The organism is Streptomyces sp. NPDC001348 (genome assembly GCF_053597535.1).
Genome location: NZ_JBSFIK010000036.1, coordinates 23,458 through 34,793 on the forward strand (window position 1 = coordinate 23,458; position 11,336 = coordinate 34,793).

The 11,336-nt window shown below is 72.2% G+C and carries 10 protein-coding genes; 3 read left to right on the top strand and 7 right to left on the bottom strand.

All coding sequences use genetic code 11. The annotated features are described in order from the left end of the window. Positions 1–26 precede the first annotated feature (26 nt). The 3 genes from ACWC21_RS30480 to ACWC21_RS30490 are packed head-to-tail and all read right to left on the bottom strand — an operon-like array spanning position 27 to position 3,366. Positions 27–911, bottom strand: a complete 885-nt coding sequence (locus ACWC21_RS30480) for an SDR family oxidoreductase (protein WP_450886422.1) — start codon at positions 909–911, stop codon at positions 27–29. Next, positions 908–1,837: an alpha/beta fold hydrolase gene (locus ACWC21_RS30485; protein WP_450886424.1), complete on the bottom strand. Its 930-nt coding sequence runs from the start codon at positions 1,835–1,837 to the stop codon at positions 908–910. Before ACWC21_RS30485 ends, ACWC21_RS30480 begins: the two co-directional genes overlap by 4 nt. Then, positions 1,834–3,366 carry a flavin-containing monooxygenase gene (locus ACWC21_RS30490; RefSeq protein ID WP_450886426.1) on the bottom strand — a complete coding sequence of 511 codons (1,533 nt, stop codon included), beginning with the start codon at positions 3,364–3,366 and terminating at the stop codon, positions 1,834–1,836. The genes ACWC21_RS30485 and ACWC21_RS30490 overlap by 4 nt, the downstream gene beginning before the upstream one ends. Positions 3,367–3,521: 155 nt before the next feature. Between ACWC21_RS30490 and ACWC21_RS30495 the strand changes: the two genes are divergently transcribed. Beyond that, entirely contained in the window at positions 3,522–4,142 is a 621-nt protein-coding gene (locus ACWC21_RS30495; protein WP_450886538.1) for a MerR family transcriptional regulator, read from the top strand. Here ACWC21_RS30495 and ACWC21_RS30500 read toward each other — a convergent pair. Next, positions 4,104–4,949, bottom strand: a complete 846-nt coding sequence (locus tag ACWC21_RS30500) for an exodeoxyribonuclease III (protein ID WP_450886428.1) — start codon at positions 4,947–4,949, stop codon at positions 4,104–4,106. The two genes, ACWC21_RS30495 and ACWC21_RS30500, sit on opposite strands and share 39 nt — an antisense overlap. A gap of 77 nt (positions 4,950–5,026) precedes the next feature. Between ACWC21_RS30500 and ACWC21_RS30505 the strand changes: the two genes are divergently transcribed. Next, entirely contained in the window at positions 5,027–5,506 is a 480-nt protein-coding gene (locus ACWC21_RS30505; RefSeq protein WP_450886430.1) for a GNAT family N-acetyltransferase, read from the top strand. Positions 5,507–5,610: 104 nt separating this feature from the next. On the opposite strand, the gene ACWC21_RS30510 is transcribed toward ACWC21_RS30505, so the two are convergent. Continuing rightward, on the bottom strand, positions 5,611–5,967 hold the full coding sequence (locus ACWC21_RS30510) for a hypothetical protein (RefSeq protein ID WP_450886431.1): 357 nt from the start codon (positions 5,965–5,967) through the stop codon (positions 5,611–5,613). 394 nt (positions 5,968–6,361) lie between these two features. Between ACWC21_RS30510 and ACWC21_RS30515 the strand changes: the two genes are divergently transcribed. Beyond that, positions 6,362–6,559 carry a hypothetical protein gene (locus ACWC21_RS30515; RefSeq protein WP_450886433.1) on the top strand — a complete coding sequence of 66 codons (198 nt, stop codon included), beginning with the start codon at positions 6,362–6,364 and terminating at the stop codon, positions 6,557–6,559. A 184-nt stretch (positions 6,560–6,743) separates the two neighbouring features. Here ACWC21_RS30515 and ACWC21_RS30520 read toward each other — a convergent pair whose 3' ends face one another. Together ACWC21_RS30520 and ACWC21_RS30525 are read right to left on the bottom strand one after the other, a co-directional pair. After that, positions 6,744–10,565, bottom strand: a complete 3,822-nt coding sequence (locus ACWC21_RS30520) for an nSTAND1 domain-containing NTPase (RefSeq protein ID WP_450886434.1) — start codon at positions 10,563–10,565, stop codon at positions 6,744–6,746. Positions 10,566–10,799: 234 nt separating this feature from the next. Then, positions 10,800–11,261, bottom strand: a complete 462-nt coding sequence (locus ACWC21_RS30525) for a hypothetical protein (protein ID WP_450886436.1) — start codon at positions 11,259–11,261, stop codon at positions 10,800–10,802. Between the last annotated feature and the right edge of the window lie 75 nt (positions 11,262–11,336).

Here is an 11,336-nt window from a genome sequence, read left to right on the forward strand (position 1 = left end):
GGTACGTAACACCCGCTGGTCCGGGACTAGTTTCGCCGTGCCGACCGCTCCTGCTCGTCAGCCGCCCCGCCCGCGCCCACCAGCCCCGTGCGCATGCCCTGCAGCCGGGGCGCGAACCGGCGCATCTCCCGCTGCCCCACCGTGCCGACGAGCCCCGGCAGGAACCCGCGCACCCCCTGCATCCCGCGCAGCCACCACTGCCCGTACACATGGCCGGCGCGGCGCTCGATCCCGGCCACGATCCGGTCGGCCGCCGGCCCCAGCGGATAGGTCTTGTTGGACGGCCACGGCAGCCGCTGCCTGAGTTCGCGCATCACCTCCTCCTGGTCGGCGCCGCGCACCATGTCCGTGTCCGTCCACGACAGATAGGCCACGCCGACGCGCACGCCCCGGTACCCGACCTCGGCCCGCAGACTGTGCGCGTACGCCTCCACACCCGACTTGGACGCGCAGTACGCCGTCATCATCGGCGCCGGGGTGATCGCGGCGAGCGAGGCGATCTGCAGCAGATAGCCCCGGCTCTCGATCAGCACCGGCAGGAAGGCCCGCGCGGTCACCGCCGAGCCGATCAGGTTGACCTCGATCACCCGCCGCCAGGCCTCCGGATCGGAGTCCACGAACGGGCCGCCGGTGGCGACCCCGGCGTTGGCGACGACGATGTCGACCTTGCCGAACCGCTCCTTGACCTCCCGCGCGACCCGGGACATGGCCTCGTGGTCGGTGACGTCGGCGTACCAGTGGTCGCTGTCGCCGTGCAGCCGCGCCGAGACCTCCTTCAGCGCCTCCGGTTCCAGCCCGACCAGCGCCACCGTGGCACCGCGCGCGGAGAGCTTGCGCGCGAGCAGTTCACCGACGCCGCGCGCGGCTCCCGTGACCACCGCGACCTGACCCTCCAGACCGACCCTGCTCATGCGCCCTCCCCGACCGTGTCCGTCACCGTCACATACGCGCGGACCAGTTCCCGGATCCTGCCGGTCACCAGCTCCGGTGCCTCCACCGGCGTCATGTGGCCCACGCCCGCCAGTTCGGCGCTGCCCACGCAGTGCGGCAGCGCCGCCACCAGCGAGCGCGCGTGCACCGGCGGGGTCATCCGGTCCGCCGTGCCCACGACCACGACCGCCGGCACCCGCAACTCCCGTACCCCGTGGTCGAGATCGAGCGTGTGCAGCACCCGGGACCAGGCGTGGCGCACGGCACGCGGGCAGGCGTGCACGATCCGCGCGCACGCCTCCACCATGTGCGGGGCCGAACCGGCGCCCATGGTCGCGTACTTGAGGACGCTCCGGGCGAGAGGCGTGACCGGCCCCAGCGGGGCGCGCGAACCCAGGACGCGCGCCGTCAGCCAGGCGCGCACCCGGCCGGGCCGCAACGGCACCACGAGCGATTCGGCGACCAGCCGCGAACTGCCCGTGCTGCACAGCAGAACAGCCGCCGCGTGCTCCCGGAAACGGGCCCGGCCGGAGGCCGCCAGCAGCGTCATCCCGCCCATGGAGTGGCCCGCGATCACGGCCTTCTCCCCCGGCGCGAGCGTCCCCGCGAGCACGGCCTCCAGGTCGTCCGCGAGCGCCTCGGCGGTGCACGCCGGGCTCGCCGGACTGCGCCCGTGCCCTCGCTGGTCGTAGGCGATGACGCGGTGATCCACGGCCAGGTCCCGTATCTGCGCCGCCCAGAACGCGGTCGAACAGGTCCATCCGTGGGCCAGGACGACGGGGGGCGCGCCCTCGCGGCCGTGCACCTCGACGTGCAGCCGGGCGCCGTCGGCGGAGACGGCGGTCAGGACGCGGTCGGGGGTGGGCGGGGCGTACGGGCCGGAGGTCACAGGGGTGAGCCGGCTCATGCGGTCACCTCGCTCGGGTCGGCGGAGGTGGTCCTCCTGGTGGCGGCCGGCCGGATCACCCGGTACTCCCCCAGGTCCACGCGCCGGGTGGCCCGGCGGAACTCCGCGGTGGTGCCGGGCCAGATGGTGGTGTTGCGGCCGTGCGCGTCCAGGTACCAGCTGGTGCAGCCGCCGGTGTTCCACACCGTGGGCTGCATGCGCTCCTGCACCTTGTGGTTCCAGGCCCGTACGGCGTCGGCGCGGGCGTCGAGGGCGACCCGGCCGCCGAGGACGTCGAGCTGGCGCACGAAGTCCGCCAGGTAGTTCAGCTGGGACTCGATGATGAGGATCATCGAGGAGTTCGCCAGGCCGGAGTTGGGCCCGATGATCGTCAGCCAGTTCGGGAACCCGGCGGCGGAAGCCCCGCGCAGCGCCTGCATCCCGTCCTTCCGCCAGGCCTCGGCGAGGGTGACGCCCTCCGCCCCGACCACCCGCTCGGCGATGGGCATGTCGGTGACGTGGAAGCCGGTGCCGAACACGATCGCGTCCACCTCGGCCTCGCTGCCGTCGGCGGCCACGACGGTCGAACCGCGCACCTCGGCGAGCCCGCTCGCGACGACGTCCACATTGGGGCGGGCGAGGGCCGGGTAGTACTCGCTGGACAGCAGGATCCGCTTGCAGCCGATGCGGTAGTCCGGGGTCAGCCTGGCCCGCAGCGCCGGATCCTTGACGGCCCGGGCCATGTTGAGCCTGGCGAACCGCTCGACCAGGCCGAGCTCCTCCGGGTGCCTGGTGAACGCCTGGACCTGCAACTCCCGGATGCCCCACAGCAGTCCGCGGCGGAGCTGGGTGGTGAACGGCAGGGCCCGGTGCAGCCGCCGCTCCACCCCGCCGATCGCCCGGTCCACGCGCGGCAGGACCCACGGCGGGGTCCGCTGGAAGAGGGTCAGCCGGGACACGCGGGGCTGGACGGCGGGCACGATCTGGATGGCCGAGGCCCCCGTCCCCACCATCGCGACCCGTTTGCCGGTGAGGTCGTAGTCATGGTCCCAGCGGGCCGAGTGCCAGACCTTGCCGGGGAAGGAGCCCAGGCCGGGGATGTCCGGGATCTTCGGGTCGGACAGCGGTCCGGTGGCGGAGACCACGACGTCCGCCGACAGCGAGCCGCCGCTCGTCTCGATGTCCCACCGCAGCCTCTCGGCGTCCCAGGTCATCAGCTGCACTTCCGAGCCGAAGCGGATGTGCGGCCGCAGCCGGAAGACGTCGGTCACCCGCTCCAGGTAGGCGCGGATGTGCTCCTGCCCGGAGAAGGCGCGCGGCCAGTCGGGGTTGGGCGCGAAGGAGAACGAGTACAGGTGCGACGGGACGTCGCAGGCGCAGCCCGGGTAGCTGTTGTCCCGCCAGGTGCCGCCGACGCTTCCGGCCCGCTCCAGCACCACGAAGTCGGTGATCCCCTCACGGCGCAGCCGCACGGCCGCGCCCAGCCCGCCGAATCCGGACCCGATCACCGCCACCCGTACGTGCTCGCGTGCGTGCTCGTGCTCGGCCATCCCGAAGCCTCCTGGCATCACGTCGGACCATGCCAGTGAACACTGGCGCAATGGGACTGTAGAGCAGCTCCGTACCGACCGGTAGGGGGCGGAACGAGGAAGTTACCCCGGGTACGACATAAAGTGCGGGCGTGACGGACAAGCGCGAGTACCGCATGGAGGAGCTGGCCCGGCTGGCCGGCATCACGGTGCGCACGCTGCGCTTCTACCGCGAACGCAAGCTGATCCCGCCGCCCCGCCGCGAGGGCCGCATCGCCTGGTACGACGACCACCACCTGGCCCGCCTGCGCACGATCTCGGCGCTGCTGGAACGCGGCCACACCCTGAACGGCATAGCGGAGCTCGCCGAGGCCCTCGACCAGGGCCGCGACGTCGCCGACCTGCTGGGCGTCGGCGCCCCCACCGAGGAGGAGCCGGTCCGCCTCACCCCCGAGGAGCTCGCCGCCCGCTTCGAGGGCGAGGTCACCCCGGAGAACCTCGCCGCCGCCCTCGAACTGGGCTACCTGGGCACCGTCGGCGACGAGATCGTGCACATCAGCCGCCGTCTGCTGGACGTCTCCTCCGCCCTGGTCCGCGAGGGCATCCCGCTCGCGGAGGTCCTGGCGGTCGGCAAGCACGTCCGCGAACACGCCGAGGCCCTCGCCGTGCTCTTCACCGACCTCGTCCTGCGGCACGCCTCCGAGGACGACCTCGGGCGTCTGCGCCCGCTGGCCCGCAGCGTGGTGGAGGCGGAACTGTCACTGGCCCTGGACCGTCGGCAGCGGAAGCGGGACTGACGCTCCCAGGTCGTAGACCACCGTCACCGGGGCATGGTCCGACCACCGTTCGGCGTGGGTGGCCGCCCGCTCCACGAAGCCCTTGACGGCCCGGGAGGCGAGCCCGGGGGTGGCCACATGGAGGTCGATGCGCCAACCCGCGTCGTTGTCGAAGGCCCGCCCGCGGTACGACCACCACGAGTACGGCCCCGCCACCTCCGGATGCAGCGCGCGCACGACATCGACGTACCCGCCGTCCGTCTCGTCGAAGACCCGGCTCAGCCACTCCCGCTCCTCCGGCAGGAACCCGGAGTTCTTGGTGTTGGACCGCCAGTTCTTGAGGTCGGCCTGCTGGTGGGCGATGTTCCAGTCGCCCACGACGAGGACCTCGCGCCCGTCGGCGGCGGCACGCTCGCGCAGGCCCTTCAGATGGGCGAGGAACTCGCCCATGAAGCGGACCTTCTCCTCCTGCCGCTCGGTGCCGACCTCGCCGGAGGGGAGGTAGAGGGAGGCGACGGTGACACCGGGCAGATCGGCCTCGACGTACCGGCCGCCGGTGTCGAACTCGGCGGAGCCGAACCCGACCTGGACGCGGTCGGGTTCACGCCGCGTGTAGAGGGAGACGCCCGCGCGGCCCTTGGCGGCGGCGGGGGCGTGGACGACGTGCCAGCCGTCGGGCCGCCGTACCGTATCGGGCAGTTGCTGCGGCTCGGCGCGCACCTCCTGCAGGCACACCACGTCCGCCGAGGTCTCCGCGAGCCACTCCACGAAGCCCTTCTTCGCGGCGGCCCGCAGTCCGTTCACGTTCACCGAGGTCACTGTCAGCACCCGGGCACGATACCGGCACACTGGACGGGCCCCGATTCCACCAGTCCATGACTATGCAAGATTGCACGATGCTCAGCATGAATATACGTCGCGTGCCCTTCGACCACCCCGACGCCGTGAAGCTCAACGACGAGGTCCAGGCCGAGTACCACCTGCGCTACGGCGACGGCGGTGACGCCACGGTCCTCGACGCGACGGACTTCCGGCCGCCGAGAGGCGTCTACCTGATCGCCTACGACGACAGCGACCGGCCCGTGGCCACCGGCGGCTGGCGCAGCCAGGACGCCAACGACGAGGGCAACGAGGACGGCGACGCCGAGCTCAAGCGCATGTACGTGATCGAGGAACTGCGCGGCCGGGGCCTCGCCCGCCGCATGCTGACCGCCCTGGAGGACGACGCCCGCGCGGCCGGCCGCCTCCGCATGGTCCTGGAAACCGGCAGCAAGCAGCCGGAGGCCATCGCCCTGTACACCTCCAGCGGCTACGAGCCGTGCACCAAGTTCGGCTACTACCGCCATTACGAGGAAAGCCGCTGCTTCGCGAAGGCACTGCGGTGAGGCGTGCGCCGGACGGCGGCTGACCCGCTCCGGTGCCTGGGCACCGCCGTCCGGCCACGGACGAGCCGTACACACCCGGCCCGCGCCCCTACGCCCCTCTTCTCCTACGCATGCCAGAGCTCACCGTGGCGGTGGCGGACCGGGGGGATGTCCACGTCATCGAGGTCGTGGCCGGCGTGGTGCAGTCCGCGGATCCGCTGGGCTGCGAGTCGACCCTGGAGCCGGGCCCGGCCTTCAGCCGTAGCGACCGCGGCGGAGAACGAGTCCGTTCTGCAGTCGAGCACCATCGGCTTCCAGCAGGTGACCCGGCGCAGCGTCTTCGTCGGAGCAGGGCGACGGCCTTCGCAGGCGGCCTGGGCCGATTCAGCGTGGGTGTAGCGCAGGTCGTACTGGGACATGGACTCCACTGCGCCGTCCCGGACGCGGAGTCGCCAGGGAGTCGTGCGAACAGTCCTGGACATCGAGACCCTCCATAGGGCCCTCTGGACTCTCCAGAGGTACCTACGGCGGGTGCGAAGCGGTCAGCACGACTCAGCCCCTCGTCGGTGAACGACGTACCAGCAGCACGGTAGTCGCCCGGAGGACCAGGGCCGAGTTTTTTCCTCGCTCCCGTTGCCATGCCAGGCCGCCCCGAAGTCCGTCACGGAACTGCGGCCAGAACCGTGTAGGTCCCCACCACTGATCTGGCCGGGTACGACACAATCACGGTCAACTGAGCAGGCAACGGTGGGGGCGAACGTGGGACGTTTTGGCTCGCGAAGCCGACGTAAGGGCATACCGAACGAGCCGGCGCTACTGGCTGCGGCCGCGGAGCATCCCGGTGGCAGCGTCGCCACCGGACCCGCGGGGCGCCGCATGACCCCTGCCCGCGGCGACCGCGCCGCGCCACCGGCACCAGACGGCCACCGGGAAGTCCGCTTCGCGGACGCGACCGCGGCCAAGGGCTGGGAGAATCTCGCCCAACAGGCCCGGGAGAACACCTACCGCGCCTGGATCACCATGCGCAACGAACCCCGGTCCGGTCACCGAGACAGCCCGGCACCACCGGCTTGAGAGCGGGCTGGCGCACGGCACCCACCGCGGGCGGACATGCGAGCAGTGGCAGATCGAGGTGACCGGCGGCGGCCGCGTCTGGTACCTCCTGGACACAGCCGGCGACACCTGCTGGATCACCTTCGCAGGCACCGGACACCCGCGAGCCACCGACCGGCGCTGAGCGAACTCGGCTGGGTGGCGGTCAGCACGAGCCGCGGTACGGGACGTCGCGCACGTATGTTCGCCATTGGGACGGTGACAGGCCCGTGCCGACGCGTCGGCAGATGTCGGCCGCGACCCTGTCCGGGGCTACGTCGTAGCGTTCCAGCGGCAGGTGCTCGCCCGACAGGTACAAGGCGCGGTCGTCCCCGCTGAAGGCCAGCGCCTTGACCTGCCCTCCCGTGCTGTACAGAGGAGAGCCGATCGCGAGCCTGGTGGTGACGTCCCACAGACGGACGAGGCCGTCGTCCGTGCCGACGGCGAGCGTCGTCCCGTCGTGGGAGAAAGCCATCGCCGAGATTTCGTCGCCGTCGTCGTCGTGCGCGGCGCCGGTGGAGTCGGGGGGCAGTTCACCCAGGAGCCGCCGGGCGTGGCCGTCCCAAAGGTTGACCCATCCGGCGTCGTCGCCGGCCGCGAGCCGCGTACCGTCGTGGGTGAGGGCCACTGCCGTGGGGCCCGCCTGAGTGAGGGTGTGGCGCGTTGTCCGGCCAGACGTGAGGTCGGTGACCTGTCCCTGCAGGGTCACCAGGAGCCGGCCGCCATCGCCCAGCACGAGGGATTCTCCCGCGACGTGCCGCCATCGGCCGGTCCGGACGTGACGGCGCGTGTCCCATTTCTCCGTCCGCTCACCGTTCAGTGACACCAGTGCGTTCCCCTCGCTGTCGAGCGCGAGGGACTCGATCGTCGGCCACTCGCCGGGCGCCGTGTCGATGGGGAAGGTGGCCGGGCGGGCCGGGCGGCGGCTGTTCACCACGGTGAGAGCAGGCTCGCCGTCGTCCTCGTCGGAGGTGCTGGAGTAGACCATGGTCCGGCCATCGGGGGAGAACGCCATGGTGTCCGTGCAACTCTGTGCCCCTTCGGTCACCGGACACGGGGCTGTGGGCAGTTGATCCGCCGCCTCGGTGTCGTGTGGCACGTCGATCAGTCGCAGGCGGTGCCTGCCGCCCGATTGCCGTGCGACGGCGAGCAGTCGGCCGTCGGGGCTGAAGGCGGCGCTCGTGGTGCCGTCCGGCCGGAAGCCCGGCTGGAACGCGTGGCCGAGGGAAAGCGACCACACCGTGCGGCTGGCGCCTCCTGACATATACCGGATCACACCGTCGTGCCGGTCGAGCCGGAAGCCCCAGGCCCCCGCCCCCGCCACGGGGGCCCGGAACACAGGAGCCGTCGGAGCGTCGATCCGCCACAGGAACACCTGGCCACCGCCGGATCCGATGACGAACCGACCGTCCGGCGTGTACACGGTGGCGTCGAGGCCGTCTTGGCTGATTCCGGTCCGTTCCCTGCCCGACGGCACGTCCCAGATCCGGACTCCGCGGTCGGTGGTGACAGCGAGTTCGTGGGCGCCTGGTACGAAGCTGATGCCCGCCGATACGCACAGACGGCTTCGTGTCGCCGTCCAGGCGCCCGGCAACCGGTGGTGCGCCGCGACGTCCCAGATCTCGAGCCTTTCGTGGGAGCAGTCCGCGAGGAAGCGGTCATCGGCGCTGACGGCCGCGCCACCGCTGAGTGTCGAGGCCACGGCCGTGTCACCGCCGGTGGTACCGCTGCCCTGCACCCAGTCGACGAGCGTTCCGGCAGATTCCGCCCGGCCGACTCCGAACAGCAGTTTGTGACGGCGCGCATCCCACAGCCGGACGACGGGGAACGATTCGTCAACCGTGGCGGAGAGCAGCAGTGTCCGCCCGCTGGGCCCGAAGGAGAGGTCCGCCCCGTTGACGTCCGGCAGCCGCCCGGTCCGCTGCCCCGCCGCAACGTCGTACAGGTTCACGTCCCGGCCGGTGCCGACCGCCAGGGTCCGTCCGTCCGGGGAGAGGGCACTGCGCGTCGAAGTCGGATCATCGGTGGCCTCGGCGACGCGGAAGGACGACAGCCGGCGATGGGCGCGCACGTCCCACCGTGTGGCCCGCCCGGCTTCCACGGAGACGGCGAGGCGTCCGTCCGCGCTGAGGTCCACGTTGGCGGAGTCGGAAAGACCCGGCAGCCGGAAGGCGTCCTGGTTCCGCTGCGCCAGCGACCCCAGCAGCGCCGAACGGGTCTCCGGCAGGTCGGCGACCTGCCAGGCGGCGAGACTGAGACGCATGGCGGTCCTCGGCTCCGAAGGGCGCAGGCTCTCCGCCACGGCGGCGATACGACGGGCCTCGGCCTCCACCCGTCTGCGCTCGTCCGACCGGTTCTGCTGCCACGCCACCAGTGCGGCCACGACCGCCAGTACGACGACGACGGAGAGGGCCGCGACGAAGGTGCGGGTACGTCTGGCGGTGCGCGCCGCCGTGAGGCGTTCCTGCTCCGCGGCGGCGAGTCCGGCGGACAGGAAGGCCCACTCCAGCTCGGTGAGATCCGCACGCTGCTCCGGTGCCGCGAAGACCTCCTGGGCGGTCGCCAGACGGGTGCCCCGGTACAAGGCTCCGGGATCGCGGTCCAGGTCCCGCCAGACGCGGGCCGCCTCGGTGAGCTGGCGGTGTGCGCGGAGCCGGTCGCGCTCGGCGTCGATCCAGTCGCGCAACCTGGGCCAGGCGCTGATCAGCGCCTCGTGCGCGAGGTCCACCGTGTCGCCGTCCAGTGTGATCAGCCGGGCCCCGGCCAGGCGTTCCAGGACCAGGGCGGCGTCGTCCCGTGCCTTGCCCGGGTCCGCGCCGACGAGTTCCGCGCGGTCGGCGGGACGGCGGGTGTCCTGCGTTCCGTCGCCGGGGGTGACCAGGCGCAGCAGCATGCGCCGGGCCCGGTCCGCCTGGGCGGCGGTGAGCCGGCCGAAGGCCTGCTCCGCGGTGCGGGCGATGGCGCCGTGCAGGCCGCCGGCCGCCTCGTACGCCGCCTCGGTCAGCGCGCGGCCCTTTCGCCGGCGCCAGGTCTCCAGCAGGGCGTGGGACATCAGCGGCAGCGCGCCGGGCTCTGACTCGACCTCGGCGACGATGCGCGCGGTCAGGGTGCGTTCGACGATGTGGCCGGCTGCCTGTGCCGGTTTGACGATGGCCTCAGCGAGTTCGTCGCGGTTCATGGGCGGGGTGAGGAGGGTGGCGTCGCGCAGTGCGTCGGCGAGCGGGCGGTGGCCGGCCAGCCGCCCGAAGAAGTCGGCCCGCACCGCGATCAGCACCCTCAACCGGTTGGCCGGATCCCGCGCGGCCAGGAGCCGGTCGACGAAGAGAGCCCGTTCCTCCCGGTCGGTGCACAGCGTGTAGATCTCCTCGAACTGGTCCACCACCAGCCAGGTGTCGCGTTCGGAGCCCTCGACGGCCGTCAGCCGCTCGCCGTGCGTACGCAGCGGATGGTCGCCCGGGGTGATGATGCGCACCGTCGCCGGACGCAGTCGTGGGTCCTCGGTGGCGCGCAGACGGGGTACGAGGCCGGCGCGTACGAGAGACGACTTCCCGCTCCCGGACGCCCCGACCACGGCCGTGAGACGTGCCCTGGCTGTCGACGCCACCAGTTCGTCGATCAACTGGTCCCGCCCGAAGAACAGGGCCGCGTCGGACGGTTCGAAGCGGGCCAGGCCCCGGTAGGGCGGTTCGGCCTCCTCGTCCTCGGTGCGGGGCTCGGCCGCCACCTCGGCGGCCGCGGCACGCCACCGGGAGTCCCATTCCTCCGGGTCGCCCCCGCAGGCCCGCACGTAGGCGAGGGCGACCGGCAGGGTAGGCAGCCGTTCTCCCGCGGCAGCCTGGGACAGCGTGCTCGCCCCGTGCCCCGAGCGCTGCGCCATCACCCGGTAGGTCGGGCTGCCCGCGTCCACGCGGAGTTTGCGCAGGTCGGCAGCGAACTGCTGGACAGGACCCGCACTGGGATCCAGTGGGCTTTCCGGACGCCCCGCCATCGGCGACTCTCCCCCGCTCCGCCCGCTTCCCCCGTGAAGGCGGCTTCGTGGCCGCAGAAAGTACGCGTGCATGGGGCAGGAGGGCAAACCCGAGGCGTCTTCTTCGGTCAGGGCCGGGCCGGGACCGCACAAGTGCCGGACCGGCCGCCGCGCGAAGCCCGAGTCGCTTTCGTGCGGCGGCCGTTCCGGATCCTCACGGTGCGACGGCGGCCGAACGCGGAGCCGCCGCCGTCCCTACTTCCCGCCGATGCCCTTCTCCCCGATGTGGAAGATCTTGCGGCTGCCGCGGGTCATGTCGACGATCAGCTTGGTGGTGCTGTTCCTGCTCCAGGTGAGGGTGACGACGGCCTCCGTGTGGTCGGCGGTGCCGTTGTCGGTGACCTTCCAGGCGAGCGGGACGTTCTGGGCGCGCAGGACGCCGTCGGCGTGCTCCTTCTCCTCCCAGGCGTTCAGTTCCTTCTGGAAGTCGGCGGTGAGGTAGTGGGCGCGCAGGGCGGTCCCGAGGTTGCCGCTGTCCTCGTCGGTCACCGCGTCGATGTAGGCGCCGTAGAAGTCGGCGATGCGGGTGATGTTGTCGGACGGCTTGCCGCTGACGCTGCGCGGGGTGCCGGCGGAGGCGGCCTGGGCGGTGGCGCCGAGGCCGAGGGCGACGGCGAGGACGCCGGCGGTCAGGGCGGTGCGGGTCTTGCTGTTCATGTGTGGGTTCCCCGTTTCCGAAGTGTGTGGTGATGCGTCGGTGGGCCGCCCTCCCGACCCCCGTGGCGGGAGGGC